The following is a 23,275-nucleotide window of genomic DNA, read 5'->3' as shown; positions in this document are numbered from 1 at the left end:
GAAGGGCCCCAGCCGGGAACTGACCGGCTGAGGCCCTTTGTGCTCACAATCTTCATCCTTGGGACTTGAGCAGACAATGCGCATCCCGCCGGTTCGTTCCCGGAGATATGTCCAATTTGGAACGTTCCTCATACCTCGCGATTAGCGAGCAGAAGAACTGAGGAGGACGGACTATGGACGGACTGATTTATCTGATCGGCTTGATCGTCGTCATCATGGCGATCCTGTCGTTCTTCGGCCTGCGGTGAGAGAGCGGCGATGACGGTCGAAACTCTGATGCGGGAAGAAGTCATGGAGGGAGGCCTGGAGGGCGAAGTCCCTCGCAGCATCCAGTGGAGCTCGGTGTTCGCAGGCGCACTTGCGGCAAGCGCCATGTCGTTCATCCTGATCGGCTTTGGCGTCGCGGTCGGTCTCGGCGTCAGTTCGGCCTCGCCGACCTGGCGCGATGCATCGGCAGCGCTGGCGCTGCTCTCCGGGCTCTATCTGATCATCCAGGCGATCATCAGTTTCGGCTTCGGCGGCTACGTCGCGGGCCGGACAACCCGGCCGGCACCGGCGCTTGCAACGATCGAGGACGATGGCGAGCGGCGCGACGGGCTGCATGGCCTGATCGCCTGGGCGCTGGCCGTGCTCGCCGGCGCAGCGCTGCTGGCGCTGCTTGGAGCTGCTGCGCTCGACCGCTCACCGATGCGCAGCTCGGCGAGCAGTACCTCCACGGCCGAGCCGCTCCTGAGCTATGAGCTCGACAAGCTGTTCCGCGCGCCGCGACGCGCGCCCAACGTTGACCTGAGGGAAGCGCGCGCCGAAGCGGGGCGTATCCTGATGACGTCATCCAGCCACAGCGGCGTTGCCGCCGATGACCGGACCTACCTCGTGCAGCAGGTCGCCGCGGTCACGGGCCTGGCGGCCCCCGACGCCGAAAAGCGCGTCGATGCGCTGATCGCGGACGCGAAGACGGCCATCAATCGCGCACGGCGCAACTCGATCATCGTGGCCTTCTCGGTCGCAGCCGCGACCCTGATCGGCGCCGCAGTGGCCTGGGCCACCGCCGTCGCCGGCGGACGCCACCGCGATGGCGAGCCGTTGCCGAACTGGATGGCAAGCTCGAACCGCTTCCACCGCAATCCGCGCGCAATGCCGGTGCCGTAGATCATCAGCGATTGGCCGGGCACAGGCCCGGCCAATGGAGTTCGGGCGCGCGCTTTACGCCTTCTCTTCCCAGATCATGGCGAGGTGCACGATGGTCTGGACCGCCTTCTCCATGTCCTGCCGGCTGACCCATTCGAGCCGGGAATGAAACGCGTGCTCACCGGCGAAGATGTTGGGGCAGGGCAGGCCCATGAAGGACAGGCGCGATCCATCGGTGCCGCCCCGGATCGCGGTGCGCATCGGGCGCAGGCCGGCGCGTCGGATCGCCTCGATGGCGTATTCGAGGACGTGCGGGTGACGGTCGATCACCTGCTTCATGTTGCGATACTGCTCGCGCACCTCGAACGTGTAGGTCGAGCGCGGATAGTCCTTCATCACGTCCTTGACGATGCTCTCGAGCAGGACCTCCTTCTCCTTCAAGCCTTCCTCGGTGAAGTCGCGCACGATGAAGGACAGCGTCGCCTGCTCCAGCGCGCCCTCGATGCCGACAGGATGCAGAAAACCCTGCTTGCCCGAGGTCGTCTCGGGCGAGCAGCCTTCCTTCGGCAGGCGCTCGACGATGGCGGCGGCGATCTTGATTGCGTGCTCCATCTTGCCCTTGGCGTAGCCCGGATGGGCGCTGACGCCGGTGATGGTGATGGTGGCCCCGTCGGCCGAGAAGGTCTCGTCCTCGACGCAGCCGGCGCTTTCGCCGTCCATGGTGTAGCCGAAGTCGGCGCCCAGCTTGTTCAGGTCGACATTGTCGACGCCGCGGCCGATCTCCTCATCCGGCGTGAACAGGATCTTGATGGTGCCGTGCTTCACATCGGGGTTGTTGATGAAGAAATGCGCGGCATCCATGATCTCGGCGACGCCGGCCTTGTTGTCGGCGCCCAGCAGCGTGGTGCCGTCGCTGGTGATGATGTCGTTGCCGATCTGGTTCTTCAGCGCAGGGTGCTCATTGAAGCGGATCACCTGGCTGGTGTCGCCGGGCAGGGTGATGTCGCCGCCACGATAGTTCTTCAGAACTTGCGGCTTGACGTCCTTGCCGGTGACGTCGGGCGAGGTGTCCATATGCGAGCAGAAGCAGATCACCGGCACCTTCTTGTCGGTGTTGGCCGGGATGGTGCCATAGACATAGCCGTAATCGTCGAGATGGGCGTCCGCAACGCCCATGGTCTTCAGCTCGGCAGCGAGCACGCGTCCGAGATCCTTCTGCTTCTCGGTGGAAGGCGAATTGGGGGAATCCGGATCGGACTGGGTGTCGATGGTGACGTAGCGCAGGAAGCGCTCGGTCACGGTGTGCGAGAAGGTGAGGGAGGACATTTCTGGTCAAACCGCCGGTCTTTGGGGAAGAGGCGGTATAGCAGAAAAGCGGGCCGTGATGCGGCCGCAACGGTGTGGCTCTAGATCGCCTCTTTCAGTTCCTTGACCGGGCGGAACGCGACCTTCTTGCTGGCCTTGATGTGGATGGCCTCGCCGGTGGAGGGATTGCGGCCGGTCCGGGCCGCGCGCTTGCGGACCTGGAGGATGCCGAGGCCGACGATGCGGACGCGGTCACCCCTCTTGAGGTGCTTGGTGATCAGCTCGACCATGTCGGTCAGGACGGCCTCGGCGCGCTTCTTCGACAGGTCCTGGCTCTCCGCGATGTCGGCGGCGAGGTGCTTGAGCGTGACGGTGGCGGGCGCGGCTGCCTTTTTCGCCGAATCCTTCTTAGCCAAATCCTTCTTAGCCATCTCTGGCCTCCTCGATTCCAATGACAGGGAAGCCCGGGAAGGTCGGAAACGCGTGGGAATCCCTCTAAGCCCTGGAAGGCGTAGACGATTCGGACGCGGGCTGACTATGCCGCGAGTTCCCGCCGGACGCCGGCAGTCCTTGGCCTGGATTGCGACAGGCGTCGGGAAGTTCGGGCTAAGGCTATGAAGGGATTGCCAAAATGGCGCGAGAGACGGGGCTCGAACCCGCGACCTCCGGCGTGACAGGCCGGCGCTCTAACCAACTGAGCTACTCCCGCGTGGTTCGCTGAACGCGCGCGGAACGAGGGGGGACTTAAAGGTGGGGCTGGGTGAAGTCAAGGACGTTGCGCTTTGCCGCTGCATCTCGGCTAAGCATTGCTCTGGAAAACGAAAAAGGCCGACCGGGGGCGGCCTCTGGTTAGCCCTGGAAAGGGCGTGTCAGCGAATCTGGGACGTGCCCGCGCTCGTCACCGCCACCGGCTTGCCGGCCTTGATGACCTGGGTGGACTGGGCGGTCTGGCTGTAGTCGGCGTTGGTCCGAGCTGCGATCCCGAAGCCGGCCACGGCAATGCCGGCAATCAGCGCCACCACCACGATCTTCAGGTGGGTCGCACGATCAGCAGAGTGAATTGAGTGGTTCATCTGAGCCTCCCGACGGGCTTTGCCGTCGTCTATGGGCTCTTCTTGTAGGGACTCTCTGTTTCCGGATGGTTTCGCGGGTTCCGCAAAATGGTTTCATCTCCCCGCTTGGCGGGTTTCGTGCGCGGAGGAGGCGGGGCCGGTCGCGGCAAATCTTGGAGTATTTCTAAGACCCGTTCTAAGAAGCATTCAATTAGGGAATTCGCGCGCCCTCACATAAGCGTCATCGGAAGCGCATGCCGCCGTGGGACCGAAGGCATGACGCATCAAAACATGCAGCTTTGGGGTGGCGCGTTGAACAGTCTTGGAATGCTGCGGTCGGCCGTATTGGCGACCGCGTCCGCTTGGGTTTTGATGCCGCAGGCATCGCTCGCACAATCATCGCCGCAGAGTGGCGCGCAGAACATTCCGTCGGTGACGGTCACGGCGCCGGATGCGCGCCGCCGCGCGGCCGCGACCCCTCAGCGCCGTGCGCCGCGGCCGTCTTCGGTGCAGACCGCCAACAGGAACAGGCCGCAGCCGCAGCGCGAGGTCGGCTTCGTGGAGACGCCGCTCGGTCCGGTGAACGGCTACGTCGCCGGCCGCAGCTCGTCGGGCACCAAGACCAACACGCCGATCATGCAGACGCCGCAGTCGGTCTCGGTGATCGGCGGCGAGCAGATCCGCGACCAGAAGGCGAACAAGCTCGACGAGGTCCTGCGATCTACCGCCGGCGTGCGGGCCGGAACGTTCGGCACGGACACCCGCAACGATTGGTGGCTGATCCGCGGCTTCAAGTCCGAGGACATCGGGCTGTTCCTCGATGGCATGCAGCTGTTCTACACGTCCTATGCGAGCTGGAAGCTGCAGACGCCCAATATGGAGCGCGTCGAGGTGCTGCGCGGTCCCTCGGCTGTGCTCTACGGCGGATCGAGCCCGAGCGGCATCGTCAACGTCATCAGCAAGATGCCGCCGGCCGAGCCGATCCGTTACGTCGAGACCGGCGTCAATAATTTCGGCAACGCCTATGTCAGCTTCGACATGGGTGGACCGATCGCGACGAGCCCCGAGAACGGCAAGCTGTTCGCCCGCGTCGTCGGCCAGGTTCAGAACGGCGGCACGCAGGTCAACTTCACGCCCGACAACAACTACTTCATCGCGCCGTCATTCACCTGGCAGCCGGACGCCGACACGAGCTTCACGGTGCTGGCCTCGGCCTCGAAGCAGGACACGCGCGGCATCAACTTCCTGCCTTACCAGGGCACGGTGACCAACGCGCCGTTCGGGAAGATTCCGACCAGCTTCTTCGTCGGAGATCCCGCGGTGGACAAGTTTACCCGCGAGCAGGAGATGCTCGGCTATCAGTTTTCGCGCAATCTTACTGACGACCTGACGTTCCGTCAGAACGCCCGCTTTGCGCATGTCGACATCAGCTATCGCGGCTATGTCGGCAACGGCTGGGACAACATCAATACCGCCACGATGGCCCGCTACAATTGGTATGCGAAGAATACCGCAAACCAGGCCAATCTCGACAACCAGCTCGAGTATCGCTTCAATACCGGTCCGGTCCGGCACACGATGCTGTTCGGGGTCGATCTGAGGGGCTACCAGATCGACGACTATCAGGCCTTCAACTTCGGCACCGTTCCCTCGATCAACGTCTTCAATCCCGCTTACGGTATCAACATTCCGCTTGCGGGGGCGCCATTCCGTAACTTCCTGATCACGCAGAAGCAGGCCGGCACCTACCTCCAGGATCAGATGAAGCTCGGCAACTTCACCCTGGTGCTGAGCGGCCGCAACGACTGGGTGGAGACGACGCAGGAAGCGCGCGACACCGGCGCGTTGGTCGGCAGCCGCGACGACAGCCGGTTCAGCGGCCGCGCCGGGCTGATCTACAATTTCGACAATGGCATCGCGCCCTACGTCTCCTATTCGACGAGCTACAATCCGATCATCGGTCTCAACGCCCAGAACCAGCTGTTCCTGCCGGAGACCGGCAAGCAGGCCGAGATCGGCGTGAAGGTCGCGCCAGGAGGTTTCGACGGTTATTTCACGGTCTCGGCGTTCGATCTGGTCCGTCAGAACGTTCCGACGACGGTGCCGGGCAGCACGCCGCTCCTGCAGAATCAGACCGGCGAGGTGACCTCGCGCGGCATCGAGCTCGAAGCCGTGGCCAATGCCACGAAGGAGCTGAAGTTCATCGGTGCCTTCACGGCCTACCATCTCTTTACCAGCAAGGATCTCGATCCGACATTGGTCGGCAAGACGCCGACCAACACGCCGGAGCTCCTGGTCTCGGGCTGGGCCGACTACACCTTCAGGGATGGGCCGCTCGAAGGATTTGGTTTCGGTGGCGGCGTACGCTACGTCGGCTCCTCCTGGGCTGACGCCGCGAACACACTCGAAGTTCCTGCGGTCGTACTCGGCGATTTGGCGGTCCACTACGAATGGCAGAATTGGCGCACGGCGCTCAACGTCATCAACGTGACCGACAAGATGTATGTCGCGAGCTGCGCGTCGGCCTCATCCTGCTTCTACGGCGATCGCCGGCGCGTGACCGCCAGCGTCTCCTACAAATGGTGAGCGCAGGCGAGGGCAGGCGGTCGTGAAGGCGCGCACGGTCAGGCTCTGGTCCGTGGTCCACACCTGGACCAGCCTGATCTCGACCGTGTTCCTGTTGCTGCTCTGCCTGACGGGCCTGCCGCTTGTCTTCCACCACGAGATCGATGAGCTCCTGGGCTATGCCCCCCAGCCCGAAGCTCATGCGAGCGCGGCGCGCGCGACGCCGCAGGCCGTCGCTGACGCCGCGCTCGCCGCCGATCCCGGCCGGGTCATGCAATATATCTCCTGGGACAAGGACGAGCCCGGGATCGTGATGGCCTTCACCAACAACGCGCCCGACGGGCTTCCCGACAATGCGACGGTGCGGGCCTTCGACGCCGTCTCGGCCAAGCTGCTCGGGCCGGTCGGCGTCGGGCCGATGCTGATCGTGCTCAAGTTGCACACCGACATGTTCGCCGGCCAAGCCGGAAAATTGTTTCTGGGCGCGATGGGTCTGCTCTTCGCCGTCGCCATCGTCTCGGGCGTGGTGCTGTACTGGCCGTTCACCCGCCGCCTGCGCTTTGCCACCATCCGCGATCATGCCTCCCGCCGCGTGCGCTGGCTCGACTGGCACAATCTGATCGGGGTGGTGACGGTGGCCTGGGCGCTGGTGGTCGGGCTGACGGGCGTCGTCAACACCTGGGCCGAACTGATGCTGAACCAGTGGAAGGCGACGGAGCTCGCCAGTATGGTCGCACCCTATGCCGGCAAGCCGCCGCCCGTGCATCTGGCCTCACTCGACGATGTCGTCGCGCGGGCGAAGGGGGCCGCCCCCGGCATGGACGTCGCCTTCATCGCGTTTCCCGGCACGCCGTTCACGTCCTCGCATCATTTTGCCGCCTTCATGCGCGGCGACACGGCACTGACGGCGCGGCTGCTCAAGCCCGTCCTGCTCGACGGCGAGACCGGAGAAGTTGCAGACAGCAGGGCGCTGCCGCTCTATCTTCAAGCCCTGTTGATCTCGCAGCCGCTGCATTTCGGTGACTACGGCGGCATACCGCTCAAGGTGATCTGGGCCGTGCTCGACCTGCTGACGATCATCGTGATCGGCAGCGGCCTCTATCTCTGGCTGGCGCGGCGGCGGAAACGCACGTCGGCGCGGCTCGACGCATTCGCCAGACGAGCCCCGGTCCCGTCGTGATGCATGGCTCGTCGGATCGTTCGCAGCTGTGGATACGTGTCTTTGGCGCACCTATCCTGCTCGCGGCCGCGACCATCGTCGGGCTTCTGGCTGCGCTGCTCTGGGGCGTGGTCGGCCAGTATGTCGCCTGGGTGACGGTCGGGGCGCCGGTGCTGGTTGTGGCCTGGGCTTGGGTGCGCTGCCGCACCGAAAAAATCGGGCCATTTTCGAGGCCAACGCGGGGCCCATAGCCCGCGCGGTGCGCGGGCAGCAATCTCAGATCGCTGCCCTGCAAAACCGCGGCCGCCCTTGTTGGGGGAGGTGATCTGCTCCATACCATCGCGCGGGGTGATTCCGGGGTTTCCACCATTCTGGAGGCCGCAAAGGGCCTAAAACGAGCGTGTCTTGCGCCCATTGGTGCACTGCGCTAAGGCTCAGAATAATTCCAAACCGGACGAATCCGTGGCTGTCCCGAGGCTGCGGGAAAAAGGGCTCGTCAATGAGCGGTATTCTGCAGAACTATCTCCCACTCGTCGTCTTTATAGGGGTAGCTGCCCTCATCGGCCTCGTGCTGCTGATCGCGCCCTTCATCGTGGCGTTCCAGCAGCCGGACCCGGAAAAGCTGTCGGCGTACGAGTGCGGTTTCAACGCCTTCGACGACGCCCGCATGAAGTTCGACGTCCGCTTCTACCTCGTCGCCATCCTCTTCATCATCTTCGACCTCGAGGTGGCGTTCCTGTTTCCCTGGGCGGTGGCGTTCGGCAAGCTTGGCGCGACCGGCTTCTGGTCCATGGTGGTGTTCCTCGCCGTGCTGACGGTCGGGTTCGCCTATGAATGGAAGAAGGGAGCACTCGAATGGGATTGAACCCTGCATCGTCCACCGGTCCGGTCGTCGCGCCGGCCCCCAAGGGCATTCTGGATCCGTCGACCGGCAGGCCGGTTGGCGCCAATGATCCGTTCTTCCTCGAGGTCAATTCCGAGCTGTCCGACAAGGGCTTCTTCGTGGCCGCCACCGACGATCTCATCACCTGGGCGCGCACCGGCTCCCTGATGTGGATGACCTTCGGTCTTGCCTGTTGCGCGGTCGAGATGATGCAGGTGTCGATGCCGCGCTACGACGTCGAGCGTTTCGGCTTCGCGCCGCGCGCCTCGCCGCGCCAGTCCGACGTGATGATCGTCGCGGGCACGCTGACCAACAAGATGGCCCCGGCTCTGCGCAAGGTCTACGACCAGATGCCCGAGCCGCGCTACGTCATCTCGATGGGCTCCTGCGCCAACGGCGGCGGCTACTATCACTATTCCTACTCGGTCGTGCGTGGCTGCGACCGCATCGTGCCGATCGACATCTATGTGCCGGGCTGCCCGCCAACGGCGGAAGCGCTGCTCTACGGCGTTTTGCTGCTGCAGAAGAAGATCCGCCGCACCGGCACCATCGAACGCTAAGGTTTTACGTCATGGACGACGCCAAGCTCGACGCCCTGGGGCAGACGATCGTTAGCGCGCTGCCGGGCGCGGCCACCGGTCATTCGGTGGCCTTCAATCAGCTCACGGTGGACGTCGAGGCCGCCAGGATCGTCGAGGTGGTGAAGTACCTGCGCGACGATCCGAAATGCCGCTTCGTCAATTTCACCGACATCACGGCGGTGGACTATCCCGATCGCGAGAAGCGTTTCGACGTGATCTATCATTTCCTGTCCCCGACGCTGAACACGCGGATTCGGCTGAGGGCGCAGGCTGACGAGACCACGCAGGTGCCGTCGCTCATCGACGTCTTCCCGGGCGCGGACTGGTTCGAGCGCGAGGCCTACGATCTCTATGGCGTGTTCTTCGTCGGTCATCCCGACATGCGCCGCATCCTCACCGATTACGGTTTCGAGGGCCATCCGCTGCGCAAGGATTTCCCGCTGACCGGTTTCGTCGAGGTCCGCTACGACGACCAGGAGAAGCGGGTGGTGTACGAGCCCGTCCGGCTCAACCAGGAATTCCGCAAGTTCGATTTTCTCTCGCCATGGGAGGGGGCGGACTATCCGGTCCTTCCGGGAGATGAGAAAGCGGGACCGAAGGCCTGATCATGAACGAGCAACCTGAACAGCTTCGCAATTTCACCATCAATTTCGGTCCGCAGCATCCCGCCGCGCACGGCGTGTTGCGCCTCGTGCTGGAGCTTGACGGCGAAGTCGTCGCGCGCGTCGATCCGCATATCGGCCTGCTTCACCGCGGCACCGAAAAGCTGATCGAGCAGAAGACCTATCTCCAGGCGATCCCTTATTTCGACCGGCTCGACTACGTCGCGCCGATGAACCAGGAGCATGCGTTCTGCCTCGCCGCCGAGAAGCTGCTCGGCATCGAGGTGCCGCGCCGCGGCCAGCTGATCCGCGTGCTCTATTGCGAGATCGGCCGCATCCTGTCGCATCTGCTCAACGTCACCACGCAGGCGATGGACGTCGGCGCGCTGACCCCGCCGCTGTGGGGCTTCGAAGAGCGCGAGAAGCTAATGGTGTTCTACGAGCGCGCCTCGGGCAGCCGTATGCATGCGGCCTACTTCCGCGTCGGCGGCGTGCATCAGGACCTGCCGCAGAAGCTGGTCGACGACATCGAAGCCTGGTGCGATCCGTTCCTTAAAGTGGTCGACGACCTCGACCGGCTGCTCACCGCCAACCGCATCTTCAAGCAGCGCAACGTCGACATCGGCGTGGTGCCGCTCAAGGAAGCGTGGGAGTGGGGCTTCTCGGGCGTGATGGTGCGCGGCTCGGGCGCGGCCTGGGACCTGCGCAAGTCGCAACCCTATGAATGCTACGCCGAGATGGATTTCGACATTCCGATCGGCAAGAACGGCGACTGCTACGACCGCTATCTGATCCGCATGGAAGAGATGCGCCAGTCCGTGCGCATCATGAAGCAGTGCATCCAGAAGCTGAACGCGCCGGACGGGAAGGGCCCCGTCGTCGTCGAGGACAACAAGGTCGCGCCGCCGCGCCGCGGCGAGATGAAGCGCTCGATGGAGGCGCTGATCCATCACTTCAAGCTCTACACTGAAGGCGTTCACGTGCCGGCCGGTGAGGTCTATGCCGCGGTCGAGGCGCCCAAGGGTGAGTTCGGCGTCTATCTCGTTTCTGACGGCACCAACAAGCCCTACAAGTGCAAGATCCGCGCGCCGGGCTTCGCACATCTCCAGGCCATGGATCACATCTGCCGCGGCCATTTGCTCGCCGACGTCTCGGCGATCCTTGGCTCGCTCGACATCGTGTTCGGAGAGGTCGATCGGTGATGGCGCAGGCGCCAATCCAGTTTGACCGCGCCTCGGGGGCCCTTGAAGGGGCCAACCTGTGGGAGCGGACGGCTGCCTTGGCGCTGGTGACGGGATCGAAGATCTCCTCGCGCTTCTCGCATATGGGCTACATCGCCTGCGCCAACCTGCTGCGCAAGACGCTGCCCGAGCGCAACATCGCGATCAGGCTCAATCCGGACGCCGTGTTCGAATTCCCCTATGGCGACGGCTATTGGAGCAAGCTGCTCAACCGCTCGTACAATTATGAAGACGAGCTGGAAGTGCTGTTCGCGGACTCCGTCGACGTCGACTACACGCTGCTCGATTGCGGCGCGAATTACGGCTACTGGTCGGTGCTGGTCTCCAGCAGGCCGTTCGGCGCGCACAAGGCGATCGCGATCGAGCCGTCGGGTCAGAACTATCCGAAGCTCGCCAACAATGCCCGCGTCAACGCTGGTCGCTTCGAGACCATGAAGTGTGCGATCGGCGCCGCCCGCGGCACCGCGCGGCTCTCGGGCACCAAGCACGAGGCCTTCAGCATCGCCGGCGATCCATCGAGGGGCGGCGAGGAAGTGCCTGTCATCGCGCTCGACAATCTGATCGACGACGGCACGATCGCCGCCAGCGGCAAGTACCTGATCAAGCTCGACGTCGAAGGCGTCGAGATCGAGGCGATCAAGGGCGGGGCCCGGCTGCTCCAGGCCGACAGCGTCATCATGTGCGAGGAGCACGGCAGCGACCGTTCGCATGCGGTGTCGCGCTACATCCTCGAACAGACCCCGCTGAAGCTGATCGTGTTCGATCCGCGCAGCAACCGGATGGAGACCGTGACCGAGCTGTCGATCCTCGACCGCATCAAGGTCTCGACCCATGTCGGCTACAACGTCTTCGGTACCGCAAGCGCATTCTGGCAGGACAGGATCGAAGCCCTGAATGCGAAAACCGCGCGCCGCATGCAGTGAGAGATTGAAGAGATGTCCGTTCGCCGACTAGCACCGAAGGAAGTCCAGCCCGCGAGCTTTGCGTTCACGGAGGAGAACCTCGCTTTTGCACGGCAGCAGATCGCGAAATATCCGGCCGGACGGCAGGCCTCGGCCGTCATCGCCATCCTCTGGCGCGCGCAGGAACAGCACGATGGCTGGGTCTCGGAAGCTGCGATCCGCGTTATCGCCGACTTGCTCGACATGCCCTATATCCGCGTGCTCGAAGTTGCGACTTTCTACACGATGTTCCAACTCGCTCCCGTCGGCAAGAAGGCGCACGTCCAGGTCTGCGGCACCACGCCGTGCCGGCTGCGCGGCGCCGAGGACCTGATCCACGTCTGCGAGCACCGCATCCATCACGAGCCTTTCCACCTCTCCAAGGACGGCAATTTCAGCTGGGAGGAGGTCGAATGCCTGGGCGCCTGCGTGAACGCGCCGATGGTGCTGATCGGCAAGGACACCTACGAGGACCTGACCAAGGAAAGCTTCGGCAAGGTGCTCGACGGTTTCGCTTCGGGCAATCCGCCCAAGCCGGGCCCGCAGAACGGCCGCCAGTTCTCGGCGCCGATCACCGGACCGACCACGCTCAAGGAGATCACCTGATGCGTGATCTCATCGCAATCGGAGGGAGCACGGCCGTGAAGAGATGGGGCTTCGTCGCCATGCATGCCGCGATCGCGGCTGCCTTCATGTTCCTGCTGCAGCGCTTCTTCATGAACGCGTCGCAGGAGACCAGCCTGCTCTGGGCGCTGTTCTTCGCCGTCTGCGCCGCCGGACTTGCCTACAAGCAGTCCATTCGTTGATCGGAAAGCACTGATATGCTCGAGGACAAGGACCGCATCTTCAAGAACCTCTACGGCCTCCACGATTGGGGGCTCGAGGGCGCGCGGCGCCGCGGCGCCTGGGACGGCACCAAGAACATCATCGACAAGGGCCGCGACTGGATCATCAACGAGATGAAGGCGTCGGGCCTGCGCGGCCGCGGCGGCGCCGGCTTCCCGACCGGCCTGAAATGGTCGTTCATGCCGAAGGAATCGACCGACGGCCGGCCGAGCTACCTCGTCGTCAACGCCGACGAGTCCGAGCCCGGCACCTGCAAGGATCGCGAGATCATGCGGCACGATCCGCATCTCCTGATCGAGGGCTGCCTGATCGCGAGTTGCGCGATGAACGCGCACACCTGCTACATCTACGTCCGCGGCGAGTTCATCCGCGAGCGCGAGCATCTCCAGGCCGCGATCGACCAGGCCTATGACGCCAAGCTGGTCGGCAAGGATAATGTCAACGGCTGGCCGTTCGACATCTACGTCGCCCACGGCGCCGGTGCCTATATCTGCGGCGAGGAGACCGCGCTGCTCGAAAGCCTCGAAGGCAAGAAGGGCCAGCCGCGGCTGAAGCCGCCGTTCCCGGCCAATGTCGGCCTGTTCGGCTGCCCGACCACGGTCAACAACGTCGAGTCCATCGCGGTCGCGCCGGACATCCTGCGCCGTGGCGCGGCCTGGTTCGCGGGAATCGGCCGTCCCAACAATGTCGGCACCAAGCTCTTCTGCATCTCCGGCCATGTCGAGCGGCCCTGCAACGTCGAAGAGGCCATGGGCATCCCGTTCCGCGAGTTGATCGAAAAGCATTGCGGCGGCATCCGCGGCGGCTGGGACAACCTCAAGGCCGTGATCCCCGGCGGCTCGTCGGTGCGCATGGTGCCGGCCGAGCAGATCATCGACACGCCCATGGATTTCGACAGCTTGAGCAAGCTGCGCTCGGGTCTCGGCACCGCCGCCGTGATCGTGATGGACAAGTCGACCGACCTGATCCGTGCGATTGCCCGCATCTCCTATTTTTACAAGCATGAGAGCTGCGGCCAGTGCACGCCGTGCCGCGAGGGCACGGGCTGGATGTGGCGCGTGCTGACCCGCATGGCCGAAGGCCGCGCCCACAAGCGCGAGATCGACATGCTGCTCGAGGTGACGAAGCAGGTCGAAGGCCACACCATCTGCGCGCTCGGCGACGCGGCGGCCTGGCCAATCCAGGGCCTGATCACGCATTTCCGTCACGAGATCGAAGCGCGCATCGACCAGTATTCGCATAAGGCCGACATCGACGATATCGGCGTCCGCGATCCCGTGAACATGGTCGCGGCGGAGTAGGAAGAATGACCAAGCTCATCATCGACGGCAAAGAGATCGATGTCCCCGCCGAATACACGCTGCTGCAGGCGTGCGAGGCGGCCGGCGCCGAGATTCCGCGCTTCTGCTATCACGAGCGGCTGTCGATCGCCGGCAATTGCCGGATGTGCCTCGTCGAGGTGAAGGGCGGGCCGAAGCCGGTCGCGAGCTGCGCCTGGGGCGTGCGGGACTGCCGTCCGGGCCCCAAGGGCGAGCCGCCGGAGATCTCCACGCGTTCGCCGATGGTGAAGAAGGCACGCGAAGGCGTGATGGAGTTCCTGCTCATCAACCATCCGCTGGACTGCCCGATCTGCGACCAGGGCGGCGAGTGCGACCTGCAGGACCAGGCGATGGGCTATGGTGTCGACACCAGCCGCTTCGCCGAGAACAAGCGCGCCGTCGAGGACAAATATCTCGGCGCCCTGGTCAAGACCTCGATGAACCGCTGCATCCAGTGCACGCGCTGCGTCCGCTTCTCGGCGGAAGTCGCCGGCGCGCCCGAGATGGGCGCCACCGGCCGCGGCGAGGACATGGAGATCACGACCTATCTCGAGCACGCGCTGACGTCGGAATTGCAGGGCAACCTCGTCGACATCTGCCCGGTCGGCGCGCTGACCTCGAAGCCCTATGCGTTCGCGGCGCGCCCGTGGGAGCTCGGCAAGACCCAGTCGATCGACGTCATGGACGGTGTCGGATCTGCGATCCGCGTCGACACCCGCGGCCGCGAGGTGATGCGTATTCTGCCGCGCATCAACGAGGCCGTGAACGAGGAGTGGATCTCCGACAAGACCCGCCACGTCGTCGACGGCCTGCGCACCCAGCGTCTCGACCGGCCCTACATCCGCGAAGCCGGCAAGCTGCGCGCGGCGAGCTGGCCCGAGGCCTTTGCCGCGATCGCCGCGAAGGCGGCGCGCACCGACGGCAAGCGCATCGGCGCGATCGCGGGCGATCTCGCCGGCGTCGAGGAGATGTTCGCGCTGAAGGACCTGCTTGCCAAGTACGGCTCTGCCAATCTGGCAGTGCAGGGCGGCGACGCCTTCGATCCCGCGCTCGGCCGCGGCTCCTACATCTTCAATCCGACGCTCGCAGGCGTGGAGCAGGCGGATGCGCTGCTCATCATCGGTGCCAATCCGCGGAAGGAGGCGGCCGTGTTCAACGCCCGCATCCGCAAGCGCTGGCGTGCCGGCGGCTTCAAGGTCGGCGTCATCGGTCCCAAGCCGGATCTGACCTACGATTACGATCATCTCGGCGCAGGCACCGACACGCTCGGCGAACTCGCGGCCGGCAAGCACTCCTTCATGGACGCGCTGAAGAACGCCAAGAACCCGATCATCCTGGTCGGCGCGGGCGCGGCCGCCCGCCACGACGGGGCCGCCATCCTCGCCGCCAGCGCCAAGCTCGCGCTCGATGTCGGCGCGGTCAAGGACGGCTGGAACGGCTTTGGCGTGCTGCATGAGAGCGCCTCGCGCGTCGGCGCGCTCGACATCGGCTTTGCCGCCACCGCGGGCGGCTTGAACGCGGCGCAGATGACGACGTTCGGCACGCTGGACTTGCTGTTCCTGCTCGGCGCCGACGAGATCAAGGCGCCGGATGGCACCTTCGTCGTCTATATCGGCACCCATGGCGACCGCGGCGCGCACCGCGCCGACGTGATCCTGCCGGCGGCGGCCTATACCGAGAAGTCCGCGATCTACGTCAACACCGAGGGCCGCGTGCAGATGACCGGGCGCGCCGCATTCCCGCCCGGCGAAGCCCGCGAGGACTGGGCAATCATCCGCGCGCTGTCGGAAGCGCTTGGCAAGAAGCTCGGCTACGACTCGCTGGCCGCCTTGCGGCAGGTGATCTTCAAGGCCGTGCCGCATCTGATCCGTCTTGACCAGATCGAGGCCGGTTCCGCCGACCAGATCAAGAAGCTGGCGGGGAAGGGCGGTTCGCCCGAGAAGGCGCCGTTCAAGCCGCTGGTCGAGGATTTCTACCTGACCAACCCAATCGCGCGTGCCTCTGCCGTGATGGCGGAATGCTCGCGCCTCGCCTCCGGGCATATGCTGACCGCAGCGGAGTGAGCGTGATCTGATGGCATTCTTCGAAAGCGCATTCTGGACCGGGTTCCTCTGGCCGCTGATCATCATGGTCGCGCAGAGCGTCCTGGTGCTCGTCGTCCTCCTGGTCGCGATCGCCTACATCCTGCTCGCCGACCGCAAGATCTGGGCGGCGGTGCAGATCCGCCGCGGCCCGAACGTGGTCGGTCCCTGGGGCCTGCTGCAATCCTTCGCGGACCTGCTCAAATTCGTGCTGAAGGAGCCGATCATCCCGGCCGGCGCCAACAAGGGCGTGTTCCTGCTGGCGCCGCTGGTGTCGTGCGTGCTGGCGCTCGCGGCCTGGGCGGTGATCCCGACCAATCTCGGCTGGGTGATCGCCGACATCAATGTCGGCATCCTCTTCATCTTCGCGATCTCGTCGCTATCGATCTACGGCATCATCATGGCCGGCTGGTCGTCGAACTCGAAGTATCCCTTCCTCGCCGCGCTGCGCTCGGCGGCGCAGATGGTGTCCTACGAAGTCTCGATCGGCTTCGTCATCATCACCGTACTGCTCTGTGCCGGCACGCTGAACCTGTCGGGTGTGGTCGAGGCCCAGCATGCGCGCGGCCTTGCCAGCCTGATCGGGCTGCCGCAGCTCACGATCCTGAACTGGTACGTCTGGCCGCTGTTCCCGATGTTCGTGGTGTTCTACGTCTCGGCGCTGGCGGAAACCAACCGTCCGCCCTTCGACCTCGTCGAAGCGGAATCCGAGCTCGTGGCCGGCTTCATGGTCGAATACGGCTCGACGCCGTATCTGCTGTTCATGCTCGGCGAATACGTCGCGATCGTCACGATGTGCGCGATGGCGACGATCCTGTTCCTCGGAGGCTGGCTGCCGCCGGTCGACCTGCCGCCCTTCAACTGGGTGCCGGGGATCATCTGGTTCTCGCTGAAGCTGTTCTTCATGTTCTTCCTGTTCGCGATGGCAAAGGCGATCGTGCCGCGCTACCGCTACGACCAATTGATGCGCCTCGGCTGGAAGGTGTTCCTGCCGCTGTCGCTGGCGATGGTGATCGTGGTGGCCGGCGTGCTGCAATTCGCCGGCATCGCGCCGAAGTGAGGTCCGCCATGGGTATCAACGTCAATGCCACTGCACGCTCGCTTCTGCTGTCGGAATTCGTCTCGGCGTTCTTCCTCGCCATGCGCTATTTCTTCCAGCCGAAGCCGACGCTGAACTATCCGTTCGAGAAGGGCCCGATCTCGCCGCGCTTCCGCGGCGAGCACGCGCTGCGCCGCTATCCGAACGGCGAGGAACGCTGCATCGCCTGCAAGCTCTGCGAAGCGGTCTGCCCGGCGCAGGCCATCACCATCGAAGCCGGCCCGCGCCGCAACGACGGCACCCGCCGCACCGTGCGCTACGACATCGACATGGTGAAGTGCATCTATTGCGGCCTCTGCCAGGAGGCCTGCCCGGTCGACGCCATCGTCGAAGGTCCGAACTTCGAGTTCGCGACCGAGACCCGCGAGGAACTGTTCTATGACAAGGCCAAGCTGCTCGCCAACGGCGATCGCTGGGAACGCGAGATCGCGAAAGCGATCGAGCTCGACGCGCCGTACCGGTGAGGTGAGGGCATGATCCTTCCCGCGCTCTTCTTTTATCTCTTCGCCGGCGTCTGCGTCGCCTCGGCGGTGATGGTGATTGTCTCGCGCAATCCCGTGCACTCAGTGCTGTACCTGATCCTGGCCTTCGTCAACGCCTCCGGCCTGTTCGTGCTGATGGGGGCCGAATTCCTCGGCATGATGCTGATCGTCGTCTATGTCGGCGCCGTCGCGGTGCTGTTCCTGTTCGTGATCATGATGCTCGATGTCGACTTCCTCGAGCTGCGCGAGGGCTTCATCGAGTATCTCCCGGTCGGCCTCGTGATCGGCGGCATCTTCCTGTTCGAGCTGCTGCTCACCGTCGGCTTCTGGGTCATCAATCCCGGCGTCTCCAAGACGATCACGGCGCCGATCCCGGCCAATGTTTCCAACACCGAGGCGCTCGGCCTCGTGCTCTATACGAAGTACATCCACTACTTCCAGCTCTCGGGCATGGTGCTGCTGGTCGCCATGATCGGCGCCATCGTGCTGACGCTGCGCCACAAGGCGAGCGTGAAGCGGCAGGACATCAACGTTCAGAACGCGCGCACGCCGGAAATGGCGATGGCGATGCGCAAGGTGGCGCCGGGACAGGGGCTCTCGGACGCGGATGCTGCGGAGTGGGTGAAATGACGGTCGGGCTCGGACACTATCTGGCGGTCGGCGCGATCCTGTTCACGCTCGGCATCCTCGGCATCTTCCTGAACCGCAAGAACATCATCGTCATCCTGATGTCGATCGAGCTGATCCTGCTCTCGGTCAACATCAACCTCGTCGCGTTCTCGACCTTCCTCGGCGACATCGTCGGCCAGGTGTTCGCGCTGCTGGTGCTCACCGTCGCGGCCGCCGAAGCCGCGATCGGTCTCGCCATCCTGGTGGTCTATTTCCGCAACCGCGGCTCGATCGCGGTTGAGGACGTCAATCTGATGAAGGGCTGAGCTCTCAAATGGTCCAGGCAATCGTTTTCCTGCCTCTGCTGGGCGCCATTCTGGCCGGCCTGATCGCGCTGTTCGGCGCGCATGCCCGCAACCCCTCGGGCGACGAGCTCGATCATCACGGCGACCATGGCGATGGCGATGCGCACGCTTCGGCCGCTCATGACGCCCATGGCCACGATGATCATGCCCACGACGATCACGGCCATGGCCCGACCGAGCCGCCTGCGGCGGGCTCGCGCGGCGCCGAGCTGATCACCACGGCGCTGCTGTTCGTCTCGGCGGCGCTGTCCTGGATGACGCTGGTCGACGTCGGCTTCATGCACCACGACTACAGGATCCAGCTGCTGCCCTGGATCTTCTCCGGCGACCTCCAGGTCTGGTGGACGCTGCGCGTCGACACGCTCACCGCTGTGATGCTGGTGGTCGTCACGACCGTGTCCTCGCTCGTGCACCTCTATTCCATCGGCTACATGGACGAGGATCCGAACCGGCCGCGCTTCTTCGGCTATCTCTCGCTGTTCACCTTCGCCATGCTGATGCTGGTGACGGCGGACAACCTCGTGCAGCTGTTCTTCGGCTGGGAGGGCGTGGGCCTCGCCAGCTACCTGCTGATCGGCTTCTGGTATCAGAAGCCGTCGGCGAACGCGGCCGCCATCAAGGCCTTCGTGGTCAACCGCGTCGGCGACTTTGGTTTTGCGCTCGGCATCTTCGCGATCTTCATGCTGGTCGGCTCGACCGATTTCGAGACGATCTTCCATGCCGCCCCGGGTCTCACCGGCAAGACCATCAACCTGCTCGGCTGGCACGCCGACGCGCTGACCCTGACCTGTCTGCTCCTGTTCATGGGCGCGATGGGCAAGTCGGCGCAGTTCCTGCTGCACACCTGGTTGCCGGACGCGATGGAAGGCCCGACCCCGGTCTCGGCGCTGATCCACGCCGCGACCATGGTTACCGCCGGCGTGTTCATGGTGGCGCGCCTGTCGCCGCTGTTCGAGCTCGCCCCGAACGCGCAGGCCGTCGTGATGTTCTTCGGCGCCACCACCGCGTTCTTCGCGGCGACCATCGGCCTCGTCCAGAACGACATCAAGCGCATCGTCGCCTATTCGACCTGTTCGCAGCTCGGCTACATGTTCGTGGCGATGGGGGCAGGGGCCTATTCGGTCGGCATGTTCCACCTGTTCACGCACGCCTTCTTCAAGGCGCTGCTGTTCTTAGGGAGCGGCTCGGTGATCTACGCGATGCACCACGAGCAGGACATCCGCAACATGGGTGGCCTCTGGAAGAAGATCCCCTACACCTATGCGGTGATGGTGGTCGGCACGCTGGCGCTGACCGGCTTCCCGCTCACGGCGGGCTACTTCTCCAAGGACGCGATCATCGAATCCGCCTACGCCGCGCACAATCCGTTCGCCATGTACGGCTTCCTGATGACCGTCGTCGCGGCCGGCCTGACCTCGTTCTACTCCTGGCGCCTGATCTTCAAGACCTTCCACGGCGAGCCGCATGACGAGCATCACTACGAGGCCGCGCATGAAGCTCCGATCTGGATGCTGATCCCGATCGGCGTGCTCGCGGTCGGTTCGTTCGTCGCCGGTCTGCCGTTCAAAGAGCTGTTCGCCGGTCACGGCATCGAGGAGTTCTTCCGCGAATCCGTGAAGATGAACCCGCACATCATCGAGGAGATGCACCACATCCCGCAGGCCATCGCCTTGCTGCCGACGGTGATGATGGTGCTGGGCTTCCTCGTGTCGTACCTGTTTTATATCCGCCGGCCCTATCTGCCGGTCGAGCTCGCGACCACGCAGCCGATGCTGTACCAGTTCCTGCTCAACAAATGGTACTTCGACGAGCTCTACGACTTCATCTTCGTCCGTCCGGCGAAGTGGCTCGGCTACCAGCTCTGGAAGAAGGGCGACGGCTTCATCATCGACGGCTTGGGCCCCGACGGCATCTCTGCCCGCGTGCTCGACGTCACCCGCAACGTCGTGAAGATCCAGACCGGCTATCTCTATCACTACGCCTTCGCCATGCTGATCGGCGCCGCCGGCCTGATCACCTGGTTCATGTTCGGCTTTGGAGGCCAGTAAATGACGACCTGGCCCATCCTTTCGGTCACGACGTTCCTGCCTTTGGTCGGTGCGCTGATCGTCTATCTCAGCCGCGGCGACGACGAGGCAGCCAAGCGCAATTCGCGCTGGATCGCGCTTTGGACCACGCTGATCACCTTCGCGGTGTCGGTGATCCTCGTGATGCGCTTCGATCCCGCCAATCCGGACTTCCAGTTCGTCGAGAAGGCGAACTGGCTCGCCACCGGCATCACCTACCACATGGGCGTTGACGGCATCTCGCTGCCGCTGGTGATCCTGACCACGGCGATCATGCCGTTCTGCATCATCGCGAGCTGGAAGGCGGTCACCAACCGCGTCCGCGAATACATGATGGCGTTCCTGATCCTGGAAACGCTGATGATCGGCACCTTCTCGGCGCTCGATCTCGTGCTGTTCTACCTGTTCTTCGAGGGCGGCCTGATCCCGATGTTCCTGATCATCGGCGTCTGGGGCGGTCCGCGCCGGGTCTATGCGTCGTTCAAGTTCTTCCTCTACACGCTGCTCGGCTCGGTCCTGATGCTGCTCGCCATCATGGCGCTGTACTGGAACGGCGGCACCACCGACATCCCGACCCTGATGCACACCGCCGTGCCGCGGTCTTTGCAGACCTGGGCGTGGCTCGCCTTCTTCGCCTCGTTCGCGGTGAAAATGCCGATGTGGCCGGTGCACACCTGGCTCCCTGACGCGCACGTCGAGGCGCCGACCGCGGGCTCCGTGGTCCTGGCCGCGATCCTCCTGAAGATGGGCGGCTACGGCTTCCTGCGCTTCTCGCTGCCGATGTTCCCGCTAGCCTCGCACGACTTCGCGCCGCTGGTCTTCACGCTCTCGGCCATCGCCATCATCTACACCTCGCTGGTGGCCCTGATGCAGGAGGACATGAAGAAGCTGATCGCCTACTCGTCGGTCGCGCATATGGGCTTCGTCACCATGGGGATCTTCGCCGGCACCATGCAGGGCGTCGCCGGCGGCATGTTCCAGATGATCTCGCACGGCATCGTCTCCGGCGCGCTGTTCCTCTGCGTCGGCGTCGTCTACGACCGACTGCACACTCGCGAGATCGCGGCCTATGGCGGCCTCGTCAACCGGATGCCGCTCTACGCGCTGACCTTCATGGTCTTCACCATGGCCAATGTCGGTCTGCCCGGCACGAGCGGCTTCGTCGGCGAGTTCATGACGCTGCTCGGCACCTTCAAGGTCTCGATCCCGACCGCGTTCTTCGCCTCCTTCGGCGTGATCCTGTCGGCTGCTTACGCGCTGTGGCTCTACCGCAAGGTCGTGTTCGGGGCGCTGGTCAAGCCATCGCTGGCGAGCATGAAGGATCTCACCTTGCGCGAATGCGTGACGCTGTTCCCGCTGATCGCGCTGACGATCCTGTTCGGCGTCTATCCGAAGCCGGTGCTCGACATGTCAGCCGCCTCGGTCCAGCAACTCGTGAACAATTACAACACCGCTGTGTCGGCCGTGAAGGCCGCCGCACTGCTCCAGTAAGCGGGCAGGTCAGGATATCGCCATGAGCTTTGAGACTGCAGGATATCAATTGGCGCCGGTGCTGCCCGAGCTCGTGCTCGCGGTCGGCGCCATGGCGCTCCTGATGCTAGGCGCCTATCGCGGGCAGGAGACGACCAAGACCGTCACCTCGCTGGCGGTGGTGCTGCTGATCGTGGTCGGCGCACTCGTCTACATGCAGCCCGCGGGCAAGCAGGTGACCTTCGGCGGCAGCTTCATCGTCGACGACTTCGCCCGCTTCATGAAGATCCTGGCCCTGATCGGCTCGGCGGTGACGCTGGTGCTGTCGACCGAATTCCTGTCGGATCCCTCGCGCCGCATCTTCGAATACGCCATCCTGGTGCTGCTCTCGACCCTCGGCATGATGGTGCTGATCTCGGCCGGCGACCTGATCTCGCTCTATCTCGGCCTCGAACTGATGTCGCTCGCGCTCTACGTCGTGGCCGCCTCGAACCGCGACAACGCCAAGTCGACCGAAGCCGGCCTGAAGTATTTCGTGCTCGGCGCGCTGTCCTCGGGCATGCTGCTGTACGGCTCCTCGCTGGTTTATGGCTTCACCGGCACGGTCAGCTTCACCGGCATCGCCTCAGCGGCGACCATCTCCAATGTCGGCCTGGTCTTCGGCCTGGTCTTCCTGCTCGCGGGCCTCTGCTTCAAGGTCTCGGCCGTGCCGTTCCACATGTGGACGCCGGACGTCTATGAGGGCGCGCCGACGCCGGTCACCGCCTTCTTCGCCTCGGCGCCGAAGGTGGCCGCGCTCGCCGTCTTCACCCGCGTCACGCTGACCGCATTCCCCGGCATCGTCTCGCAGTGGCAGCAGATCCTGGTGTTCGTCGCGATCGCCTCGATGGCGCTCGGCTCCTTCGCCGCGATCGGCCAGACCAACATCAAGCGCCTGATGGCCTATTCCTCGATCGGCCACATGGGCTTCGCGCTGGTCGGCCTCGCCTCCGGCACGGTCGAGGGCGCGCAGGGCGTCCTGATGTACATCGTGATCTATGTCGCGATGACGCTCGGCTCGTTCTCGATCATCCTCGCCATGAAGCGCAACGGCCAGGCCGTGGAGCAGATCAGCGATTTCGCCGGCCTGTCGCGGACCAATCCGCTGCTCGCCTTCATGTTCGCGATGCTGCTGTTCTCGCTTGCCGGCATCCCGCCGCTCGCCGGCTTCTTCGCCAAATGGTACGTCTTCGTCGCCGCCATCAAGGCCAACCTGTTCACGCTCGCCGTGATCGGCGTGCTGACCAGCGTGGTTGGCGCCTACTATTATCTCGCCATCGTCAAGACGATGTATTTCGACGAGCCGGCCGGCCAGGTCGACCCTGTCCGCATCGAGGTGCGCACGGTGCTGGCGGTTGCTGGCCTGTTCAACCTGCTGTTCGCGCTGTTTGCGGGTCCCGTGGTGAGCATCGCCTCCGCCGCGGCAAAGTCGTTGTTCTAGG

At 64.3% G+C, this 23,275-nt stretch carries 22 protein-coding genes and 1 tRNA gene; 19 read left to right on the top strand and 4 right to left on the bottom strand.

Annotated elements, in window-relative coordinates; genetic code table 11:
- Positions 1-258 precede the first annotated feature (258 nt).
- The gene (locus LPJ38_RS26350) at positions 259-1,149 is read left to right on the top strand and encodes a hypothetical protein (RefSeq protein WP_145641293.1); all 891 of its coding nucleotides are present in this window, start codon (positions 259-261) and stop codon (positions 1,147-1,149) included.
- 54 nt (positions 1,150-1,203) lie between these two features.
- Here the strand turns inward: LPJ38_RS26350 and pepT are convergent, their stop codons facing one another.
- The 4 genes from pepT to LPJ38_RS26330 all read right to left on the bottom strand — a co-directional run bounded on the left by pepT (position 1,204) and on the right by LPJ38_RS26330 (position 3,506).
- Complete coding sequence (gene pepT, locus LPJ38_RS26345) at positions 1,204-2,454, bottom strand: peptidase T (RefSeq protein ID WP_145641291.1); 1,251 nt, start codon at positions 2,452-2,454, stop codon at positions 1,204-1,206.
- A gap of 80 nt (positions 2,455-2,534) precedes the next feature.
- The gene (locus LPJ38_RS26340) at positions 2,535-2,864 is read right to left on the bottom strand and encodes an HU family DNA-binding protein (protein WP_145641289.1); all 330 of its coding nucleotides are present in this window, start codon (positions 2,862-2,864) and stop codon (positions 2,535-2,537) included.
- A 201-nt stretch (positions 2,865-3,065) separates the two neighbouring features.
- Positions 3,066-3,142: transfer RNA gene (locus tag LPJ38_RS26335), tRNA-Asp, on the bottom strand.
- Positions 3,143-3,302: 160 nt separating this feature from the next.
- The gene (locus LPJ38_RS26330; protein ID WP_008547811.1) at positions 3,303-3,506 is read right to left on the bottom strand and encodes a hypothetical protein; all 204 of its coding nucleotides are present in this window, start codon (positions 3,504-3,506) and stop codon (positions 3,303-3,305) included.
- 306 nt (positions 3,507-3,812) lie between these two features.
- On the opposite strand from LPJ38_RS26330, the gene LPJ38_RS26325 reads away from it, so the two are divergent.
- From LPJ38_RS26325 to nuoN, 18 genes are all read left to right on the top strand, one after another.
- Positions 3,813-6,071, top strand: coding sequence for a TonB-dependent siderophore receptor (locus tag LPJ38_RS26325; RefSeq protein WP_167520731.1), 2,259 nt, complete (start codon positions 3,813-3,815; stop codon positions 6,069-6,071).
- A 22-nt stretch (positions 6,072-6,093) separates the two neighbouring features.
- Positions 6,094-7,230: a PepSY-associated TM helix domain-containing protein gene (locus LPJ38_RS26320; RefSeq protein ID WP_145641287.1), complete on the top strand. Its 1,137-nt coding sequence runs from the start codon at positions 6,094-6,096 to the stop codon at positions 7,228-7,230.
- Positions 7,231-7,708: 478 nt separating this feature from the next.
- On the top strand, positions 7,709-8,074 hold the full coding sequence (locus tag LPJ38_RS26315; protein ID WP_008547797.1) for an NADH-quinone oxidoreductase subunit A: 366 nt from the start codon (positions 7,709-7,711) through the stop codon (positions 8,072-8,074).
- The gene (locus LPJ38_RS26310; RefSeq protein ID WP_061847881.1) at positions 8,065-8,652 is read left to right on the top strand and encodes a NuoB/complex I 20 kDa subunit family protein; all 588 of its coding nucleotides are present in this window, start codon (positions 8,065-8,067) and stop codon (positions 8,650-8,652) included. The genes LPJ38_RS26315 and LPJ38_RS26310 overlap by 10 nt, the downstream gene beginning before the upstream one ends.
- A gap of 11 nt (positions 8,653-8,663) precedes the next feature.
- Complete coding sequence (locus tag LPJ38_RS26305) at positions 8,664-9,278, top strand: NADH-quinone oxidoreductase subunit C (RefSeq protein WP_145641283.1); 615 nt, start codon at positions 8,664-8,666, stop codon at positions 9,276-9,278.
- Between the two features lie 2 nt (positions 9,279-9,280).
- A complete protein-coding gene (locus tag LPJ38_RS26300; RefSeq protein ID WP_008547791.1) occupies positions 9,281-10,477 on the top strand; it encodes an NADH-quinone oxidoreductase subunit D in 1,197 nt (398 codons plus the stop codon).
- Positions 10,477-11,439: an FkbM family methyltransferase gene (locus tag LPJ38_RS26295; protein ID WP_167520727.1), complete on the top strand. Its 963-nt coding sequence runs from the start codon at positions 10,477-10,479 to the stop codon at positions 11,437-11,439. Before LPJ38_RS26300 ends, LPJ38_RS26295 begins: the two co-directional genes overlap by 1 nt.
- Before the next feature lie 12 nt (positions 11,440-11,451).
- The gene (nuoE, locus tag LPJ38_RS26290) at positions 11,452-12,063 is read left to right on the top strand and encodes an NADH-quinone oxidoreductase subunit NuoE (protein ID WP_145641279.1); all 612 of its coding nucleotides are present in this window, start codon (positions 11,452-11,454) and stop codon (positions 12,061-12,063) included.
- Positions 12,063-12,263, top strand: a complete 201-nt coding sequence (locus tag LPJ38_RS26285; RefSeq protein ID WP_008547768.1) for a hypothetical protein — start codon at positions 12,063-12,065, stop codon at positions 12,261-12,263. Before nuoE ends, LPJ38_RS26285 begins: the two co-directional genes overlap by 1 nt.
- A 15-nt stretch (positions 12,264-12,278) precedes the next feature.
- Positions 12,279-13,604: an NADH-quinone oxidoreductase subunit NuoF gene (gene nuoF, locus LPJ38_RS26280; protein ID WP_131868153.1), complete on the top strand. Its 1,326-nt coding sequence runs from the start codon at positions 12,279-12,281 to the stop codon at positions 13,602-13,604.
- 5 nt (positions 13,605-13,609) lie between these two features.
- Entirely contained in the window at positions 13,610-15,685 is a 2,076-nt protein-coding gene (gene nuoG, locus LPJ38_RS26275) for an NADH-quinone oxidoreductase subunit NuoG (protein WP_145641277.1), read from the top strand.
- A gap of 10 nt (positions 15,686-15,695) precedes the next feature.
- Positions 15,696-16,763: an NADH-quinone oxidoreductase subunit NuoH gene (nuoH, locus tag LPJ38_RS26270; protein WP_145641275.1), complete on the top strand. Its 1,068-nt coding sequence runs from the start codon at positions 15,696-15,698 to the stop codon at positions 16,761-16,763.
- Positions 16,764-16,771: 8 nt separating this feature from the next.
- Positions 16,772-17,266 (top strand): NADH-quinone oxidoreductase subunit NuoI, encoded by a 495-nt coding sequence (gene nuoI / locus LPJ38_RS26265; RefSeq protein WP_191093171.1) that lies wholly within the window; start codon positions 16,772-16,774, stop codon positions 17,264-17,266.
- 9 nt (positions 17,267-17,275) lie between these two features.
- Positions 17,276-17,914, top strand: a complete 639-nt coding sequence (locus tag LPJ38_RS26260) for an NADH-quinone oxidoreductase subunit J (protein ID WP_145641272.1) — start codon at positions 17,276-17,278, stop codon at positions 17,912-17,914.
- The gene (gene nuoK / locus LPJ38_RS26255; RefSeq protein ID WP_092028826.1) at positions 17,911-18,219 is read left to right on the top strand and encodes an NADH-quinone oxidoreductase subunit NuoK; all 309 of its coding nucleotides are present in this window, start codon (positions 17,911-17,913) and stop codon (positions 18,217-18,219) included. Before LPJ38_RS26260 ends, nuoK begins: the two co-directional genes overlap by 4 nt.
- Before the next feature lie 8 nt (positions 18,220-18,227).
- Complete coding sequence (nuoL, locus tag LPJ38_RS26250) at positions 18,228-20,306, top strand: NADH-quinone oxidoreductase subunit L (protein ID WP_145641270.1); 2,079 nt, start codon at positions 18,228-18,230, stop codon at positions 20,304-20,306.
- Positions 20,307-21,815 carry an NADH-quinone oxidoreductase subunit M gene (locus LPJ38_RS26245; RefSeq protein ID WP_145641267.1) on the top strand — a complete coding sequence of 503 codons (1,509 nt, stop codon included), beginning with the start codon at positions 20,307-20,309 and terminating at the stop codon, positions 21,813-21,815.
- Between the two features lie 22 nt (positions 21,816-21,837).
- Complete coding sequence (nuoN, locus tag LPJ38_RS26240) at positions 21,838-23,274, top strand: NADH-quinone oxidoreductase subunit NuoN (RefSeq protein WP_008547722.1); 1,437 nt, start codon at positions 21,838-21,840, stop codon at positions 23,272-23,274.
- Position 23,275: the final 1 nt, after the last annotated feature.

Origin of the sequence: Bradyrhizobium daqingense (assembly GCF_021044685.1) — a bacterium.
GTDB lineage: Bacteria > Pseudomonadota > Alphaproteobacteria > Rhizobiales > Xanthobacteraceae > Bradyrhizobium > Bradyrhizobium daqingense.
Note: the sequence above shows the minus strand (reverse complement) of the source record. Positions and strands in the feature narration are given on the sequence as shown.